18 protein-coding genes and 2 tRNA genes are annotated in these 16,496 nt (G+C 56.2%); 10 read left to right on the top strand and 10 right to left on the bottom strand.

All coding sequences use genetic code 11. The annotated features are described in order from the left end of the window. Position 1: 1 nt before the first annotated feature. On the bottom strand, positions 2–787 hold the full coding sequence (locus FOV68_RS05610; protein ID WP_143990477.1) for a transporter substrate-binding domain-containing protein: 786 nt from the start codon (positions 785–787) through the stop codon (positions 2–4). Between the two features lie 192 nt (positions 788–979). Further along, complete coding sequence (gene hpxU, locus FOV68_RS05605; protein ID WP_143990476.1) at positions 980–1,819, bottom strand: MurR/RpiR family transcriptional regulator HpxU; 840 nt, start codon at positions 1,817–1,819, stop codon at positions 980–982. A 138-nt stretch (positions 1,820–1,957) separates the two neighbouring features. Between hpxU and FOV68_RS05600 the strand changes: the two genes are divergently transcribed. From FOV68_RS05600 to hpxZ, 4 genes are read left to right on the top strand one after another with little or no spacing between them, the layout of a single operon-like run. Next, positions 1,958–3,544 carry a gamma-glutamyltransferase family protein gene (locus FOV68_RS05600; RefSeq protein WP_143790548.1) on the top strand — a complete coding sequence of 529 codons (1,587 nt, stop codon included), beginning with the start codon at positions 1,958–1,960 and terminating at the stop codon, positions 3,542–3,544. Between the two features lie 12 nt (positions 3,545–3,556). Beyond that, positions 3,557–3,739 (top strand): oxalurate catabolism protein HpxX, encoded by a 183-nt coding sequence (hpxX, locus tag FOV68_RS05595; RefSeq protein ID WP_003852562.1) that lies wholly within the window; start codon positions 3,557–3,559, stop codon positions 3,737–3,739. Next, positions 3,736–5,133: an AtzE family amidohydrolase gene (locus tag FOV68_RS05590; protein WP_143790550.1), complete on the top strand. Its 1,398-nt coding sequence runs from the start codon at positions 3,736–3,738 to the stop codon at positions 5,131–5,133. The genes hpxX and FOV68_RS05590 overlap by 4 nt, the downstream gene beginning before the upstream one ends. Further along, positions 5,133–5,513, top strand: a complete 381-nt coding sequence (gene hpxZ, locus FOV68_RS05585) for an oxalurate catabolism protein HpxZ (RefSeq protein ID WP_010255141.1) — start codon at positions 5,133–5,135, stop codon at positions 5,511–5,513. Before FOV68_RS05590 ends, hpxZ begins: the two co-directional genes overlap by 1 nt. Before the next feature lie 50 nt (positions 5,514–5,563). On the opposite strand, the gene puuE is transcribed toward hpxZ, so the two are convergent. From puuE to FOV68_RS05570, 3 genes are read right to left on the bottom strand one after another with little or no spacing between them, the layout of a single operon-like run. Beyond that, the gene (gene puuE, locus FOV68_RS05580; RefSeq protein WP_010255138.1) at positions 5,564–6,517 is read right to left on the bottom strand and encodes an allantoinase PuuE; all 954 of its coding nucleotides are present in this window, start codon (positions 6,515–6,517) and stop codon (positions 5,564–5,566) included. A gap of 32 nt (positions 6,518–6,549) precedes the next feature. Then, the gene (gene hpxA, locus FOV68_RS05575; protein ID WP_143790552.1) at positions 6,550–7,281 is read right to left on the bottom strand and encodes an allantoin racemase; all 732 of its coding nucleotides are present in this window, start codon (positions 7,279–7,281) and stop codon (positions 6,550–6,552) included. Continuing rightward, positions 7,278–8,000 carry a GntR family transcriptional regulator gene (locus FOV68_RS05570; protein WP_143790554.1) on the bottom strand — a complete coding sequence of 241 codons (723 nt, stop codon included), beginning with the start codon at positions 7,998–8,000 and terminating at the stop codon, positions 7,278–7,280. Before FOV68_RS05570 ends, hpxA begins: the two co-directional genes overlap by 4 nt. Positions 8,001–8,144: 144 nt before the next feature. On the opposite strand from FOV68_RS05570, the gene FOV68_RS05565 reads away from it, so the two are divergent. Continuing rightward, the gene (locus FOV68_RS05565) at positions 8,145–9,653 is read left to right on the top strand and encodes an NCS1 family nucleobase:cation symporter-1 (protein WP_143790555.1); all 1,509 of its coding nucleotides are present in this window, start codon (positions 8,145–8,147) and stop codon (positions 9,651–9,653) included. 49 nt (positions 9,654–9,702) lie between these two features. On the opposite strand, the gene FOV68_RS05560 is transcribed toward FOV68_RS05565, so the two are convergent. Both FOV68_RS05560 and dnaQ read right to left on the bottom strand, forming a co-directional pair. Further along, a tRNA-Asp gene (locus FOV68_RS05560) sits at positions 9,703–9,779 on the bottom strand. Positions 9,780–9,913: 134 nt separating this feature from the next. Continuing rightward, the gene (gene dnaQ / locus FOV68_RS05555; RefSeq protein WP_031590446.1) at positions 9,914–10,645 is read right to left on the bottom strand and encodes a DNA polymerase III subunit epsilon; all 732 of its coding nucleotides are present in this window, start codon (positions 10,643–10,645) and stop codon (positions 9,914–9,916) included. A 51-nt stretch (positions 10,646–10,696) separates the two neighbouring features. On the opposite strand from dnaQ, the gene rnhA reads away from it, so the two are divergent. Beyond that, positions 10,697–11,164 (top strand): ribonuclease HI, encoded by a 468-nt coding sequence (rnhA, locus tag FOV68_RS05550; RefSeq protein ID WP_010255125.1) that lies wholly within the window; start codon positions 10,697–10,699, stop codon positions 11,162–11,164. Here the strand turns inward: rnhA and FOV68_RS05545 are convergent. Further along, on the bottom strand, positions 11,146–11,883 hold the full coding sequence (locus FOV68_RS05545) for a class I SAM-dependent methyltransferase (protein WP_039389512.1): 738 nt from the start codon (positions 11,881–11,883) through the stop codon (positions 11,146–11,148). The two genes, rnhA and FOV68_RS05545, sit on opposite strands and share 19 nt — an antisense overlap. 42 nt (positions 11,884–11,925) lie before the next feature. Between FOV68_RS05545 and gloB the strand changes: the two genes are divergently transcribed. Both gloB and mltD read left to right on the top strand, forming a co-directional pair. Then, a complete protein-coding gene (gene gloB, locus FOV68_RS05540) occupies positions 11,926–12,681 on the top strand; it encodes a hydroxyacylglutathione hydrolase (RefSeq protein ID WP_069026573.1) in 756 nt (251 codons plus the stop codon). A gap of 71 nt (positions 12,682–12,752) precedes the next feature. Then, positions 12,753–14,129, top strand: a complete 1,377-nt coding sequence (gene mltD / locus FOV68_RS05535) for a murein transglycosylase D (RefSeq protein WP_143990475.1) — start codon at positions 12,753–12,755, stop codon at positions 14,127–14,129. A gap of 108 nt (positions 14,130–14,237) precedes the next feature. Here the strand turns inward: mltD and FOV68_RS05530 are convergent, their stop codons facing one another. Next, positions 14,238–15,029: an endonuclease/exonuclease/phosphatase family protein gene (locus tag FOV68_RS05530; RefSeq protein ID WP_039389550.1), complete on the bottom strand. Its 792-nt coding sequence runs from the start codon at positions 15,027–15,029 to the stop codon at positions 14,238–14,240. Between the two features lie 262 nt (positions 15,030–15,291). Here FOV68_RS05530 and yafC point away from each other — a divergent pair, with 262 nt between their 5' ends. Together yafC and FOV68_RS05520 are read left to right on the top strand one after the other, a co-directional pair. Then, positions 15,292–16,194 carry a DNA-binding transcriptional regulator YafC gene (gene yafC, locus FOV68_RS05525; RefSeq protein ID WP_039389509.1) on the top strand — a complete coding sequence of 301 codons (903 nt, stop codon included), beginning with the start codon at positions 15,292–15,294 and terminating at the stop codon, positions 16,192–16,194. After that, positions 16,160–16,402, top strand: coding sequence for a hypothetical protein (locus FOV68_RS05520; protein WP_143990474.1), 243 nt, complete (start codon positions 16,160–16,162; stop codon positions 16,400–16,402). Before yafC ends, FOV68_RS05520 begins: the two co-directional genes overlap by 35 nt. A 1-nt stretch (position 16,403) precedes the next feature. Here the strand turns inward: FOV68_RS05520 and FOV68_RS05515 are convergent. Then, a tRNA-Asp gene (locus FOV68_RS05515) sits at positions 16,404–16,480 on the bottom strand. Positions 16,481–16,496: the final 16 nt, after the last annotated feature.

Below are 16,496 nucleotides of genomic sequence, written 5' to 3'. Positions count from 1 at the left end.
CTCAGGCGCCGAGGTTGGCGGGCAGCGGCGCTTTCAGCCACTCTTCTGACAGTTTATTCAGGGTGCCATCTTTCATGCCCTGCTCAATCAGCGCATTCACTTTCGCTTTCAGTGCCGGCTGATCTTTCTTCAGGCCGATATAGCAGGGAGAATCTTTCAGCATAAACTGCGCCACCGGCGCTTTAGCCGGATTCTGACGGGCAATGGCGGCGACCACCAGGTTGCCGGTCGCCACATACTGCACCTGACCGGAGAGATACGCAGACAAGGTAGTGTTGTTATCTTCGTAGCGTTTCACCTGTGCATCTTTCGGCGCAACGTCACTGAGCACCATGTCCTCTACCGCACCGCGTGTTACGCCAATCGATTTGCCGCTCAGGGCAGACGCCGCTTTGATTTCATCGCCTTTCGGCCCGAATACGCCCAGGAAGAACGGCGCATAGGCGCGGGTGAAGTCGATCACTTTTTCCCGCTCGGCATTTTTACCCATGCTGGAGATGACCAGGTCGACCTTGTCGGTTTGCAGATAAGGCACGCGGTTGGCACTGCTGACCGGCACCAACTGCAACTTAAGTTTCATCTGCTTTGCCAGGTATCTGGCCGTGTCGATGTCATACCCCTGCGGCTGCAGATCGGTACCAACCGAGCCAAACGGCGGGAAATCCTGCGGCACGGCGATGCGAATGACGCCGCGTTTCTGGATGTCCTGCAGTTGATCGGCCAGCGCGCTTCCCGCTTGTGCCATCAGTAATGCCGCTGTCGCAACCGCCATCAAAACTTTTTTCATTATGCACCCCGGTGAGATTAACGTGAAACAAAAGATTCTTTTAGATGCAATTTGCAACTAATGTGCCAACCCGAACGGCTACAGAAAAAGGGTTAAGCGGCAAAGCATTCAGCTGAAATCTGGCGTAATCGGGACGACTACGCCGGGGGAAAGTCTGTTCTGAAATGGGGCAAAGCACCAAAACGGTGCCTGTTAGCGGTGCTCCAGCTCGTCAAACCGCTGATAAAGGTCGGCGATCTGATGAATGCGCTGGCGTCCCTGCGCCAGCATTTCATGCAGCAGTGCATTGGCAATCAGGTTAACCAGGCTCATGGCTGAGCCATAACTGTCGAAGGCGGAAACGCTGTCCAGCGGCGTACAGAGCTGCCAGCGCGCCAGCGCAATCACCGTCTGCGCCTGCGGCTCACACAGCGCCAGCAGCGGGATACCGGCCGCCTGCAACTGCTGCATCAGCGGGCGAATGATGCGGGGACGACGACGGAAGGCCATCACAACCACCATATCCTCCGGCGTAATATCCACCAGCTCCTCAGCCAGCGTCTGGCCCGGCTGCGGCAGGATATGTACCTGCGAACGCGCCTGCACCAGCTGCTGCCGCAGATGCAGCGCCACCGGATAGGCGTTGCGCATGCCGATGATAAAGACGCGTTTTGCCTGCGCCAGCTGCTGAATAACCTCATTAAAGTGCCGGGCATCCAGACTGTTCACCCACTGCGTCAGGTTAGCCATCTCCTGCTTGTAGTGTCGCGCCAGCAGCGTATTGCCCTGCACCGCATCACGATTATCGGTCAGTGGCATGCCGCTCTGGCGCAGGATGCGTAGCTCATCACGCATATCCTTGTACTTTTCATAGCCCAGACGCTTAAACAGCCGGCTGACAGTGGCTTTCGACACGCCGCTGAGCCGCGCCAGCTCGGCACTGTTGTAGCTGATCAGGTCATCGAAGTGGTCAAACACGAAGTCGGCAATGCGCTGCTCCTGCGGAGAGAGCTGGGGATAGTGACTTCTGAGTCGTTCATCAAGCTGTTTCATAACCCGTCCTGTAACTTTTGTTTCAGCAGAAGCTAGCACAATTTACGCCAGGTTAACCGGCGCATTGTCAGCTGAGGGTGAAAACTGGAACAGCTCTTGCTTTGATATGGGTTCTGTTACCCGAAGAACGAGAAAAAGATGATTCAAAGCAATATGGCCCCGCAGGGGATGGCGGTGACGCCACACCATCTGGCGAGTGAAAGCGCACTCGCGGTACTGCGTGATGGCGGTAATGCCATTGAAGCGATGGTGGCCGCTGCCGCGACCATCGCCGTGGTCTACCCGCATATGAATGGACTGGGCGGTGATGGTTTCTGGCTGATTCTGCCGCCTGGCGGCGATCCTGTCGCTATCGACGCCAGCGGCGCAGCCGGTTCGCTGGCTCATCACGATTTCTACGCCGATCACCCTAAGATTCCGCATCGCGGGCCGAAAGCGGCGCTGACCGTGGCCGGTACGGTCAGCGGCTGGCAGGAGGCACTGAATCTCTCGGCTGAGATGGGCACCCCACCGCTGCCGCTGGCACGTCTGTTACGCGATGCGATTCGCTACGCCGCCGACGGTATTCCGGTGACCGCCTCACAGAGCGCCGCCACCGCGACGTTCCGCAGTGAATTGCAGCATCAGCCCGGCTTCAGCGCCACCTTTATGCCTGACGGCAACGTGCCGCAGCCAGGCAGCCGTTTTACCCAGCCCGCCCTGGCAAACACCCTGAGCCAGCTTACTGAAGAGGGGCTCGAGAGCTTTTATCGCGGCCCGCTGGCTCACCATATGGCCGATGGGATGGCTACGCTGGGCATGCCGGTGACGCTGGCCGATCTGCAGCAGCATCGCGCCCGCCGCACGACGCCGCTGCATCTCTCCCACAGCGAAGGTGATATCTGGAATATCACCCCGCCAACGCAGGGCATGGTGTCGCTGGCGATCCTGGGCATCACCGATCGGCTGGAGATGGCGGAGGCTGACGATGCGCAGACGGTGCACCGTATCGTGGAAGCCACCAAAAAAGCGTTTGCGCTGCGCGACAAACACATCACCGATCCGCGTCACGTCACGGAAGATTTGCAGGCGCTGCTGGACAGCGATCACCTTGCCACGCTCGCCAGCCAGATCACCGATGGTGAGGCCGCGGCATGGGGTAACGGACGCGGGCCGGGCGATACGGTCTGGATGGGCGTGATGGACAGCAGCGGTCTGGCCGTCTCCTTTATTCAGAGCATTTATCACGAATTTGGCAGCGGTGTGGTGCTGCCCGGCACGGGTATCACCTGGCAGAACCGTGGCGCCGCTTTCAGCCTCGATCCCGACCATCTGCTGGCCCTGGCACCCGGTAAGCAGCCGTTTCATACCCTGAATCCTGCCGCCGCACGGCTGAAAGATGGCCGGACGCTGGTGTATGGCGCGATGGGCGGGGATGGACAGCCGCAGACTCAGGCGGCGATTTTTACCCGCCATGTGATTCAGGGCTTGCCGTTACAACAGGCGGTCAGTGCGCCGCGCTGGCTGCTGGGCAGGACCTGGGGGCAATCATCAGATTCGCTGAAACTGGAAGGTCGTTTTGACGACCAAACGGTATTGATGCTGCGTCTGTGGGGACATGAGGTGGAGCTGCTGCCGGACTTCAGCGAATCCGTGGGCCATGCGGGCGCCATTGTGCGCCACAGCAACGGCATGTTTGAGGGCGCAAGCGATCCACGCAGTAACGGCAGCGCCGCCGGTTTTTAACAGGAGCGAATCATGAATCAACACGATTGGGCCAGCTACATCGGCCATATGGAGCAGATACTGCAACTGGAACTGGATGACGCCCGCCGCGCTGAACTGCTGATCCAGCTGTCGCGTATCGCGGAGATGGCCGCGCCGCTGATGGCGTTTCCGCTGGATGACCGGCTTGAAGTGGCAGGAGTATACCAGGCATGAGATTAGGTGACGTTTCGATTCAGACCCTGCAGCAGGCGATTCAGCAGGGTGAAATCAGTGCGCTGGAAGTGGCAAAGCAGACGCTGCAGGCGGTTGAGCAGCACAATCCGGCGTTGAATGCCTGGACGGAAATGACCGGGCCGCGCATGTTAAAAGAAGCCAGTGCGATTGATGCGCAGCGGCAGCGCGGCGAAACCCTGCCACCGCTGGCGGGCATCCCGTATGCGGTAAAAAACCTGTTTGATGTGGCGGGGCACACTACCCTGGCCGGTGCCAGCCTGTTCAGCGATCGGCCTGCGGCACGTGCAGATGCGTTTGCCGTCGATAAACTGCGTCGCTCTGGTGCGCTGCTGTCGGGCATGCTGAACATGGATGCCTACGCGTATGGTTTTACCACCGAAAACAGTCACTACGGCGCGACGCACAATCCGCGCGATCTCAGCCGTGTGGCTGGCGGCTCGTCAGGCGGTTCGGCGGCTGCCGTGGCCGCCGGTCTGGTCCACTTTTCGCTGGGCACCGACACCAACGGTTCCATTCGGGTGCCCGCGTCGCTGTGCGGTATTTTTGGTCTTAAGCCGACCTTTGGCCGGTTGTCACGCAGCGGCAGCCATCCGTTTGTTGCCAGCCTCGATCACATCGGTCCTCTGGCGCGACGGGTTGAAGACCTGGCGCTGGTATATGATCTGTTGCAGGGCGCAGACCCTACCGATGCGTTTCAGGCCGCTCACCCGCTGGCCGCGACGCTACCGGGGCTGTCACAGGGCAGCGAAGGCTTGCGCTGCGGCGTACTGGGTGGCTTTTTTGCCCGCTGGTGCGATGAGGATGCCCGCGCTGCCGTCGCGGTGGTCGCGGCTGCACTTGATGCACAGGAAGAGGTGCTGATGCCGGACGCTGAGCTGGCACGCTCGGCGGCGTTTATCATGACCGCGGCAGAAGGCGGCAATCACTATCTGCCCGCCCTGCGCCAGATGCCTGAGCAGTTTGAACCTAATTCACGCGAGCGTCTGCTGGCCGGTGCCATGATGCCAGGTGCCTGGTACGTGCAGGCGCAGCGTTTCCGCCGCCATTTCCAGCAGCAGGTGTTGCCGCTGTTTGATCGGTTTGATGTGCTGATAGCGCCGGCGACACCCTGCAGCGCGATCACTATCGGTCAGCAGACCCTGTCGATTCAGGGGGAATCGCTGCCTGCTAAGGCGAGCATGGGTATGCTGACGCAGCCAATCTCCTTTCTGGGATTGCCGGTCTGTACCGTGCCGCTGGCGACCCGAAACGGTCTGCCGATTGGATTACAGCTTATCGCCCGTCCGTTTAATGAAGAGGCGGTGTTACGTGCCGCCTGGGCACTGGAACAACGCGGCATGACGATACCGCAAATCAATATGGCTGGAGCCTGATGAACAGAGAGATTAATTTACCGCAGGTGGTCACCGAGGTGACGGCGCAGTTTTACCGCTACGAGCAGGCGCTGGTCAGCAATGACGTGGCCGAACTGGATGCGTTGTTCTGGCACGACCCGCGAACCGTGCGTCTCGGCGCGGGTGAGAATCTGTATGGCATTGATGAGATTCGGGCCTTCCGCGCCGCGCGTCCTTCAGCCGGGCTGAACCGGACGCTGCGAAACACCGTGATCACCACCTTTGGCGAGGATTATGCGGTCTGCAGCACCGAATTTACCCGCACCGGCAGCGATAAAATTGGCCGCCAGCAGCAGACCTGGGTACGCATGCCACACGGCTGGTGTATCGTGGCGGCGCAGGTCAGCCTGATGAGCTGACATCGTCCGGCGCTTCGCCCGATCAAGGCGGGGCGAGCGCCGGAACCGGCTTAAGGTGCCGGGTGCGTATTGATCCAGTGGTCAGCGATCTGCTGACGGGTGCAGATCCAGACATCCTCATGCTGCTGGATATGATCGAGAAAATTCTGCAGCGCGCGGAATTTTCCAGGACGACCCAGCAGGCGGCAATGCATACCGATCGACATCATCTTCGGTGCGGTTTCACCCTCTTCATACAGCACATCGAAGCTGTCGCGCAGATAGGTGAAGAACTGTTCGGCGGTATTAAATCCCTGCGGCGAGGCAAAGCGCATGTCATTGCACTCAAGGGTGTAGGGGATAATCAGGTGCGGTTTAACCGTACCATCCTGACAGGTGACCTGGGTCCAGAAAGGCAGATCGTCGCCGTAGTAGTCACTGTCATAGCTGAAACCGCCCTGCTCCACCACCAGCCGCCGGGTATTCGGGCTGTCGCGGCCGGTGTACCAGCCGGTCGGCGCTTTACCAAACAGATCGACCAGCACATCGACCGCCTGCTGCATATGCTGGCGTTCGGTTTTTGCATCCATGCCCTGATAGTGGATCCAGCGCCAGCCGTGACTGACCACATCGTAGTCAGCCTGTTTAATTGCCTCGACGACTTCCGGATGACGCGCCAGCGCCATCGCCACGCCGAAAACCGTTAACGGCAGACCGCGTTTCTGGAATTCGTTGTGGATGCGCCAGAAACCGGCGCGTGAGCCGTACTCATACAGCGACTCCATCGACATGTGGCGATCGGGATAGCTGGCTGCCCCGATGATGTCGGAGAGGAACTGCTCTGAGCCGGTGTCGCCGTGCAGCACGCTGTTTTCTGCGCCCTCTTCGTAGTTCAGAACAAACTGCACCGCCACACGGGCGTTGTTGGGCCAGGCGGCGTGCGGTGGATGAGCGCCATAACCGATTAAATCGCGCGGATAGTTTTTATTAAAGCTGTACTCTTTCTTCTCTGCAGCGTCAGTCATCACTCCACCTGTTTTGATTCGGGAAAGTTCCGTTAGTTTAGATGCTGAAACGCACCTGAGAGAGGTTTCTGCAAAGGCCAGGCCAGATCACCATGTTTGCTGGTGCCAAAACCAAGCGCCACCAGCGACTCTACCATTTTCACCGCCGCGCTGACGCCATCGATGACTGGCAGTCCCAGCTCCCGGGTCAGCTCCCCGGCCAGCGTCGCCATCCCGCCACAACCCAGCACAATCGCCCCGCTGCCATCTTCCCGCTTCACCTGTATACAGCGCTGCCGTACTTTTTCCTGCGCCAGACCGCTGCCATCTTCCAGCGCCAGTACCGGCAGATCGATGGCATGCAGTGCGGCACAGTGATGGGTAAAGCCATACTGCAGCAGCAGATGACGCGCAATCACCAGGGTGCGCGGCAGCGTGGTGACAATAGAGAAACGCGTCGCCAGCAGCGTGGCGGTATGCATCGCCGCTTCCGCGATGCCGATCACAGGTCCGCTGGCCAGCTCGCGTGCCGCCAGTAAACCCGGATCGCCAAAGCAGGCAATGACGTGGCCGCTGACGCCCTGCGCTCTGCCCAGTTTAATCTGCTCCAGCACGCCGATGGCGGCGATCGCCTCATCGAAGTGCCCTTCAATGGAGGGTACGCCCTGCGACGGCGAAACAGCCAGAATTTCGGTGCCCGGTGCGGCGACTGCACGCGCGGCCTGACCGATAGTTTCGGTCATCGCCAGGCTGGTATTAGGGTTAATAACCTGAATCAGGCTCATGAGGCAGCTCCAGAGCCTGCGGCAAATAGTCGGGAAAAGTCGGGCAGCGTTTCCCCGCTGCGTTCGAAGTGCAGGCTGGAGACAATGTGCTCGAAGTGGTGCTGTAGCGCCTGCGTCAGCGGCTGCAGCGCACGCGCGCGCAGTAACTGAAGCAGATTCGCATGATCGTCACAGCGGCAGCCACGCTGCCAGGGTGCGCCATAGGCGGCGATCACCAGCGATGATCGCTGCGTCAGGCTGGTCACCATGCCGGTGAGCACCTGATTTCCGGAGATCGCCTGCAACTGTATATGAAACGCCGCTGACAGCCGGATGGCTGCCGGGCCATCATGATCGGCGTGCGCCTGATTCTCCTGCGCGATGAGCTGCTCCAGCGCCACCAGATGCGGGGGCTGCAGATGGGCCAGTACCGCTGGCAGATTAGCGCACTCTATTAAACTGCGGGTTGAGAAGATATCCCGCGCCTCTTCAACGCCGGGTGTGGAGACCTGCGCACCACGTTTGGGCGTCAGGGTGACCATTTGCACCGCCGCGAGGCGTTGCAGCACTTTGCGGATGCCGGTGCGGCTCACACCGAAGACCCCGGAAAGCGCCTCTTCCGGCAATTTACTGCCCGGCGGCAGCTGATGCTCAACAATGGCATTCATCAATGCCTGGTAAATCCCTTCATCTTTATCCTGCAGCCTGGTGGCGTCTCGCTGTCCTGTTTTACTCATCATTACCCGCTCCGGTCACTTGCTGTACGCCACATATCGTATACGTGAAAAATAAATATTGTATACAAGAAAAGAGATCTGGCCTGGATCCTGCAATACCGCCTTACCAGATTATTCATTCCACTCTCGGGTAGAGGAGCAGGTTTCATGCCAAATCAATCAACGGTGGCCAGCACGGCCTCTGAAGCCAACGCCCGTTACAGCCCTCGGCTCTGTAACGACGACCTGGCACCGACTCGCGATCAGAACTGGTCGTGGTACAACATTTTTTCTTTCTGGATGTCGGATGTGCACAGCATGGGCGGCTATGTGGTGGCCGCCAGCTTCTTCACGCTGGGATTAGCCAGCTGGCAGGTGCTGCTCTGCCTGCTGGCGGGGATCTGCATCGTGCAGATCTGTGCGAATCTGGTGGCGAAACCGAGCCAGATGGCGGGCGTACCCTATGCGGTGATCTGCCGTCAGGCATTTGGGGTGTTTGGTGCCAATATCCCGGCGGTGATACGCGGCCTGATAGCGTTCGCCTGGTATGGCATCCAGACCTATCTCGCGGCGAATGCGCTGATGCTGGTGCTGCTGAAGTTCGCGCCGTCGCTGACGTCGATGACCGTGCCGCACTGGCTTGGTCTTTCGCTGCTGGGCTGGTGCTGCTTCGGCATTATGTGGTTACTGCAGGCAATGGTGTTCTGGCATGGCATGAACGCCATCAAACGGTTTATTGATGTCGCCGGACCGGCGGTCTATGTGGTGATGGTGGCGCTGGCGGGCTGGATTGTATACAAGACCGGCTTCGATGGGATCTCGTTTACCCTCACCAGCAAATCGCTTACCGCAGGCGAGCAGACGTGGCAGATGATTACGGCGACGGCGCTGGTGGTCTCTTACTTCTCCGGGCCGCTGCTGAACTTCGGTGACTTCTCACGCTACGGCAAAAGCATGTCAGAGATCCGTCGCGGCAACCGCTGGGGACTGCCGTTTAACTTTCTGCTGTTCTCCGTGGTGACGGTAGTGATTGTGTCGGGCACCCAGTCGCTGTTTGGCAAAATGATTACCGATCCGATCGAAACCGTGAGCATGGTCGGCAACGATCTGGCGGTCGCGATTGGATTGCTGACCATGATTACCGCCACCATCGGCATCAATATCGTGGCGAACTTCGTCTCACCCGCTTTTGACTTCTCTAACTGTTCACCGCAGAAAATCAGTTTCCGTACCGGCGGGATGATCGCCGCGGTGGGGTCGGTGCTGTTAACGCCGTGGAATCTGTTCCAGTCTCCTGAGCTGATTCACTATACGCTGGATGTGCTGGGATCGTTTATCGGGCCGCTATTCGGGATTCTGCTGACCGATTTCTATCTGATTAAACGTGGACGTATCTCGGTTGACGATCTGTTTAACGATACGCCAGCAGGCCGTTACTGGTATCGCGGTGGCTTTAACCCTAAAGCGATTGGCGCACTACTGCCATCGGTGGCGATTTGCCTGGTGATTAGCTTTATCCCTTCCCTGCATCAGGTGGCGAACTTCAGCTGGTTTATTGGCGCCGGTCTGGCGGCAGGCTGCTATCGCTTTATTGCCCGTGAAGATCGTGAGTCGGAGGAGGTAGCCCGCTGGCAAGGCGAGGTGATGGCGCAGAAGAACCAGGCCGCCGCGGAATAGCAGACAGCAAAAAGCCGATTCATTTCTGAATCGGCTTTTTTAAAGAGATTGGCGGAACGGACGGGGCTCGAACCCGCGACCCCCTGCGTGACAGGCAGGTATTCTAACCAACTGAACTACCGCTCCGCGCTTTGTTCCCCGTCGGGAACGAGGCGCATAGTAATGGCAGCCTGTTGCGGCGTCAACGCTTTTTCCAGGCGAACAAATCGTTTGCTGTTTTTTTCAGCTTGCCGTTGATTTTATCCACAAAAATGCGCAATTCAGCCGCGCCACAGGCAGCTGCCACCCTTTTTCATCACCAGATCCAGACGTGACTCGTGGGCAACCACTTCCTCTTCGCTGGCCGTGACCACGCGTAGTGCAGAGGTGGGACGCACGATCCGCTGGATGCTCTCTCCCTGCGCCTGTCGGGCGCTTTCACTTTCCGATAAAAAGGAGAGTGAGGTCTGCCCGCCTGTCATCGTCAGGAACACTTCAGCCAGAATCTCGGCATCGAGCAGTGCGCCGTGCAGGGTTCGTTTGCTGTTATCTATTTCGTAACGCGAGCAAAGCGCATCAAGGCTGTTGCGCTTGCCGGGAAACATACGGCGCGCCAGCGCCAGACTGTCGGTGATTTTGCAGAAGGTTTCGGTTTTCTCAATGCCGCGGTTCAGCTTTGAAAACTCGTAGTCCATAAAGCCGATATCAAACGGGGCGTTATGGATTACTAATTCAGCACCGCGAATGTAGTCGAGAAACTCATCGGCGATCTCGCTGAACGCAGGCTTGTCAGCCAGAAACTCATCAGCAATGCCGTGTACGCCAAAGGCTTCGGGATCGACCAGCCGATCGGGCTTAAGATACATATGGAAATTGTTACCGGTCAGGCGACGGTTAATCACCTCTACCGCACCAATTTCAATGATGCGGTGCCCCTCATAATGTACCCCGATCATGTTCATGCCGGTGGTTTCAGTATCGAGAACGATCTGGCGGTTATTTGCAGTGCTCATAAGACCCGTTTTATGTCAGACTTAGCGTTTTTGAGAGGAAGTCTACCAGAGATGCGCAAACAGGTAGAAATATTCACCGATGGATCCTGTCTTGGAAATCCCGGTCCCGGCGGTTATGGGGCGATTTTACGCTACGGTCAGCATGAGAAAACCTTCAGCGCAGGCTATCACCTTACCACCAATAACCGGATGGAGCTGATGGCGGCGATTGTCTCACTGGAAGCGCTGACCCAGCCGTGCGATGTGGTGCTCAGTACCGACAGTCAGTATGTGCGTCAGGGAATTACCAGCTGGATCCATAACTGGAAAAAGCGTGGCTGGAAAACCGCCGACAAAAAGCCGGTGAAGAATGTCGATCTCTGGCAGCGTCTCGACTTAGCACTCAGCACCCATAAGATTCAATGGGAGTGGGTTAAAGGCCATGCCGGACATCCGGAAAATGAGCGCTGCGACGTGCTGGCCCGCAGCGCGGCTGAAAATCCCGCTTTTGAGGATATCGGTTATAAAACCGAATCCTGATCCTCTGCCTGCCGGAACTGGCGTGTGGCATTGACCGTCTGACGGATCTTGCTGGTGCTCATACTCTTCCTGGCCCGGGTCGGCAGCAGAGGGAAGGTGCGCTTACGTGCCACCACAATATTCAGACAGCCCAGCGCCGGTAAGTGGGCGCTGATCAGTTTTCCGCCCTGCCGATGCCACGGCAGCACCTGAAATCGGGTGCGCCAGACCACCTCATAATTCAACAGTCCCAGCCAGTCGATTAACCGCACCTGGCTGAACATCCGTCCGCTCCAGGGGGCTTTGCGGTTCAGGCCCGGCACCATCTTACTCACGCCGAGCAGGCTGAAGGGATTGAAGCCGCTGATAATCATCCAGCCATCATCAATTAACACCCTATCCACTTCACGTAACACCCGGTGAGGATCCTGGCTCCAGGCGAGCGTATGGGCCAGCAAACAGGCATCGATCGACTTCGACTCAAACGGCAGTTGCATCGGGTCAGCCAGCACCTGTAACAGCTCCCCTTCCCTGCCAACATTGACCTGATGTGAAATAGCACAGTTTTCGGTGTTGATTTCTGCGCTGAGGTTGCCAAGCTTAAGCATATGAAAGCCATAAAGCTTTCCGAGGTAAGGCTGAAGCTGCTGCGTTAGCGCGTCGCGGAAATAATCTCCCCACGGCATATCGCGCCATGACAGCGGTGCGTTCAGAATCTGGCGTGATTTAGCGGGCTTCATGCTTTACGCTCTTCCTTTTCCTACGACCTGCGAGAGGTGATGATGAATCTTACCAGTATTCCTGCGTTGCAGGACAACTACATCTGGACGCTGACTGATGATGACGGTAAATGCCTGATTGTCGATCCCGGCGAAGCCCAACCGGTGTTAGAAAAAATGGCCTCCAACGGCTGGCAGCCGGTGGCTATTCTGCTGACTCACCACCATAACGACCACACGGGCGGAGTGAAAACACTGTGCGAGCATTTCCCTCAGCTTGAGGTCTATGGTCCCCAGGAAACTGCGGCTAAAGGGGCCAGAACGATAGTCAGCGAAGGCGATAGGGTCACGGTTCTGGGCCTGACGTTTGAGGTGATCCATACCCCTGGTCACACTTTAGGACATATCTCATATTACAGCTCACCTTATCTTTTCTGTGGTGACACACTCTTTTCGGGCGGTTGCGGACGGCTTTTTGAGGGCACGGCAGAGCAGATGTATGATTCCTTTCAAAAGCTTAACCAGCTTCCAGGTGAAACATTAGTCTGCTGCGCACATGAATATACTTTATCCAATCTGAAGTTTGCTGCGGCTATTCTGCCCCATGACCCACAAATAACGGCCGAATATCAGAAAATTAAGGACTTACGCGCTGAAAATGGCATTAGCTTGCCCACAAAACTGGCGCACGAACGGACAATAAATTTATTTCTTCGCACGCAAGACATTGATTTACAAAGGGCATTAAACGTTAACGTTACTGATGAACCCGTATGGCGTTCATTTGCCGTTCTACGCGAGAAGAAAGACGCTTTTTGATTTTTCGGGTTGTGTTGTGAAAAGTCGTCACGTATAGTTGCTCGTCTTTTAAGCGAACTATTGACACACACATGAAGGCTAAAGCGATCTTACTCGCCTCAGTCTTGCTGGTAGGATGTCAGGCGTCCAGGAACGATGCCAATATCCCGGTACAGCATGCACAGAGTCTGTCTTCAGCTGGTCAAGGTGAAAATGGAAAGTACGGAGACGAGTTTTTGTCGCCGCGATGGCAGGAAGATGGAACTGGCCTCGCAGCAGACGCAGATCTCTGGAGTTTCATTAGTGACGAGTTGAAGATGGGGATTCCGGAAAACCCGGCAATCCGCGAACAAAAAAGTAAATTTTTAAAAAATAAGAGCTATCTCCACGATGTAACATTACGGGCAGAGCCGTACATGTACTGGATAGTCGAGCAGATACAGAAACGTAAAATGCCGATGGAACTGGTACTGCTACCCATAGTGGAGAGCGCTTTTGACCCCCGGGCAACTTCATCCGCCAATGCCGCTGGTATCTGGCAGATTGTTGCTGCAACAGGTCGAAACTATGGTTTGAAACAGAACCAGTATTACGATGGGCGACGTGATGTGGTCGCATCCACGAAAGTTGCGCTGGATATGATGCAACGTCTTAACACCATGTTTGACGGCGACTGGTTATTAACCATCGCAGCGTACAACAGTGGTGAAGGACGTGTACTCAAAGCGATAAAGCAGAACAAGGCGCGCGGTAAGCCGACTGACTTCTGGCATTTATCGCTGCCACGCGAAACGACCGTGTATGTGCCTAAAATGTTAGCTCTGAGTGAACTGCTCAAAAATAACAAGCGTTACGGTATCAAACTGCCGACACCTAATGAAAGTCGTGCTCTGGCGCGAGTGGAAGTGGGTCAGCAGATACAGCTGACGCAGGCTGCCGAAATGGCGGGTATGTCGCTTACGAAACTGAAGAGCTTCAATACCGGTTATAAAGGCGGTGCAACAGCGCCAAACGGCCCACACTATATTATGGTGCCGAAGTCGAATGTCGCAAAACTGCGTAACTCACTGGCTTCCGGTGACATCGCAGCGGTACAGCCTACTCAGCTTGCGAAAGCCAGTGCGAGTGGCGGGTACAAAGTGCGGCGGGGTGATACGCTCTCTGGTATCGCTTCAAAACTTGGCGTTAGCGTCTCGACACTGAAGCAGGATAACAACCTGCGCGGTGCTGATATCCGACCAGGTCAGACTCTGACCATTGGTTCGAATGACACCCGACTGGCTGATAACGGCAACAGCATCACCTATCGTGTTCGTAAGGGTGATTCTCTTGACAGTATTGCCCGTCATCACGGCGTCAACATTAAAGACGTGATGCGCTGGAACAGTGTGCTGGACAGTGCGAAAGATATTCAACCCGGCGATAACTTAACGCTGTTTGTGAATAATAACGCAACACCTGATACCTGATACGTTGAAAAGGCTGACATTTGTCAGCCTTTTTCTTTTATTCCTCCCCCACCGTTTACTCCTCTGCCGGACTTTCCTCCCCTTTGCAGGCTCGCTTAATGCACCGGACTAGCTTCCTGAAATGAACTCCACCAGTAAGGGGTTATGGTCGGACGCGCGCGTCACCAGTACGGATGCCTCACTCACCCTGAGATCGCGATAGAAGACGAAATCCAGTGGGCGACCAAAGGCTTTACGGCGGTGATCGGCAGTAAACATCACCTCTTCCAGCTTCATTCGCTGTGCAAAACGGTAGAGAGCATTAATACGCTGACGGCTCCAGGCATTGAAATCCCCGGCCATAATCACCGGCCCCTGGTGATGCATGATCTGCTCCCCGATTGGCCCCAGCTGTTTACTGTAGACGTCGACGCCCAGGCTGAAATTTACCGCATGAATGTTCACGACCATCAGCATTTCCCCCGCGGGCAGCGGATACGCCGTGACCAGAGCCGATTTTGACAGCCTCAGCAGAGGCTCACGCTCACGCAACGGGCAGCAATAGACCGGGTGCGCAGAGGCGAGCGTCATCACCCCAGAGGGATGCTGAGGCAGCACAAAGGCAGGAACCTGATCGGCAGCGAGATAATTACTGGTGGCAAACTCCACCAGTTCAGGTGTGGTCTGCGCTTCCTGCAGTAATACCAGGTGCGCATCTTTACCAAATCCCTCCAGTACCGACATCCAGTCTGCGCGCTGCTGCTTGAAGATGTTCCATACCAGAACTTTGAGGTTTGGATGCGCGGGCAAGGGTGCGCCGGGTGGCAGTGCCTGACCGAGATGGAGCATCGCGCCTGGTGGAAAGATCTGTTCCACTGGTTGTCCTGCTACATATCGCATTGCATAAGTTTTTTTGCGCACTTTCCCGCCTGGCTGATGATTCAAAATACAGTTAACACCTGTCTGTTATAGGGATTTTAGACCGGGGTTTCAATGGATGCAGGTGAATGTCAGAATTCATCACCTTTTCCAGAATAAAGCAGCCCTTTTACGTTCGCTAAGCAAAACGAGGCAGATCAGGCGGTGACGTCCCCGATGTCATCGTTAACGGCTCCTGTACTGGTTATAACAGCATTATCAGTCATAAACTGGCTTAATGGCCATGTGGCTGCAGGGAGGAAGAATGAAGGCATCTTCTGATGAACTAAAAGTGTTTGTCAGCGTAGTAGAAAGTGGAAGTTTCAGTCGCGCTGCTGAACAGCTGAAGATGGCTAACTCTGCCGTCAGCAGGACAGTTAAAAAGCTGGAGAGCAAGCTGGGTATTGCCCTGCTGACCCGCACAACACGGCAGCTGGCGCTTACGCAGGAGGGCGAACGCTATTTTCGCCATGTTCAACGCTTTTTGCAGGAGATGACCACGGCAGAAAGCGATTTGATCGAGAGTTTACAGGCGCCTAAAGGACTACTGCGCGTTGATGCCGCGACGCCGGTGATTCTGCATTTGCTGATGCCGATGATTAAACCCTTTCGTCTGCGCTATCCTGACGTGACTCTTTCTTTGATCTCCTCAGAGAGTTTTATCAATCTGATTGAGCGGAAAGTGGATATCGCCATTCGTGCCGGCAATCTGACCGACTCAACGCTGCGCGCCCGACTGCTGTTCAGGAGCTTTCGCAAGATTGTGGCTTCACCCGCCTATCTCCGTGAGCATGGGACACCGCAAACGGTGGCTGAGCTGGATAATCACCATTGTCTTGGCTTTGATGATTCCCCACGACTCAATCGCTGGCCCGTCTCCCGTGAAAGCGGCGAACTCTATGATATTAGCTGGGCTATCTCCTCTAACAGCGGAGAGACGATTAAGCAGCTCTGTCTTACCGGTAATGGTGTTGCCTGCCTGTCGGACTATATGATCGATCGTGAAGTTGCTGAGGGAAAACTGGTGGAAGTGTTGGCCGATCAGCGTCTGCCGGTCGAAATGCCCTTCCATGCTGTTTACTACAGTGATATTGGCGTAAGCCAGCGTGTACGCGCTTTTATCGATTTTCTGAGTGAGTGGACAGCTGATCAGCCGTGGCGTACCTGAAGTCTACAGGGGCAGGCCTGATCGGGGTCTGCCTGCACACAATTGGGAGGAGTGGGATCGATCGCAGGATTATCGCTTCAGATTCAAAGAATTAGCGATCGTTAAAATGATCCGGGTGATCGAAGAGAATCAGTGCGGTGTATTTTTCCGTGTTGAATTTGCTGCAATGGAAAAAGCCCTGACCGTTAAGTCAGGGCTTTCCAATTAAGTGGCGGAACGGACGGGGCTCGAACCCGCGACCCCCTGCGTGACAGGCAGGTATTCTAACCAACTGAACTACCGCTCCACCGATTCTTTCACAG

The organism is Pantoea sp. paga (genome assembly GCF_007558755.1).
Lineage (GTDB): Bacteria > Pseudomonadota > Gammaproteobacteria > Enterobacterales > Enterobacteriaceae > Pantoea > Pantoea agglomerans.
Note: the sequence above shows the minus strand (reverse complement) of the source record. Positions and strands in the feature narration are given on the sequence as shown.

Bases quoted from the DNA above. Each gene is read 5' to 3' on its own strand.
- FOV68_RS05610 (WP_143990477.1), bottom strand. From the start codon at position 787: ATGAAAAAAGTTTTGATGGCGGTTGCGACAGCGGCATTACTGATGGCA.
- hpxU (WP_143990476.1), bottom strand. From the start codon at position 1,819: ATGAAACAGCTTGATGAACGACTCAGAAGTCACTATCCCCAGCTCTCT.
- FOV68_RS05600 (WP_143790548.1), top strand. From the start codon at position 1,958: ATGATTCAAAGCAATATGGCCCCGCAGGGGATGGCGGTGACGCCACAC.
- hpxX (WP_003852562.1), top strand. From the start codon at position 3,557: ATGAATCAACACGATTGGGCCAGCTACATCGGCCATATGGAGCAGATA.
- FOV68_RS05590 (WP_143790550.1), top strand. From the start codon at position 3,736: ATGAGATTAGGTGACGTTTCGATTCAGACCCTGCAGCAGGCGATTCAG.
- hpxZ (WP_010255141.1), top strand. From the start codon at position 5,133: ATGAACAGAGAGATTAATTTACCGCAGGTGGTCACCGAGGTGACGGCG.
- puuE (WP_010255138.1), bottom strand. From the start codon at position 6,517: ATGACTGACGCTGCAGAGAAGAAAGAGTACAGCTTTAATAAAAACTAT.
- hpxA (WP_143790552.1), bottom strand. From the start codon at position 7,281: ATGAGCCTGATTCAGGTTATTAACCCTAATACCAGCCTGGCGATGACC.
- FOV68_RS05570 (WP_143790554.1), bottom strand. From the start codon at position 8,000: ATGATGAGTAAAACAGGACAGCGAGACGCCACCAGGCTGCAGGATAAA.
- FOV68_RS05565 (WP_143790555.1), top strand. From the start codon at position 8,145: ATGCCAAATCAATCAACGGTGGCCAGCACGGCCTCTGAAGCCAACGCC.
- dnaQ (WP_031590446.1), bottom strand. From the start codon at position 10,645: ATGAGCACTGCAAATAACCGCCAGATCGTTCTCGATACTGAAACCACC.
- rnhA (WP_010255125.1), top strand. From the start codon at position 10,697: ATGCGCAAACAGGTAGAAATATTCACCGATGGATCCTGTCTTGGAAAT.
- FOV68_RS05545 (WP_039389512.1), bottom strand. From the start codon at position 11,883: ATGAAGCCCGCTAAATCACGCCAGATTCTGAACGCACCGCTGTCATGG.
- gloB (WP_069026573.1), top strand. From the start codon at position 11,926: ATGAATCTTACCAGTATTCCTGCGTTGCAGGACAACTACATCTGGACG.
- mltD (WP_143990475.1), top strand. From the start codon at position 12,753: ATGAAGGCTAAAGCGATCTTACTCGCCTCAGTCTTGCTGGTAGGATGT.
- yafC (WP_039389509.1), top strand. From the start codon at position 15,292: ATGAAGGCATCTTCTGATGAACTAAAAGTGTTTGTCAGCGTAGTAGAA.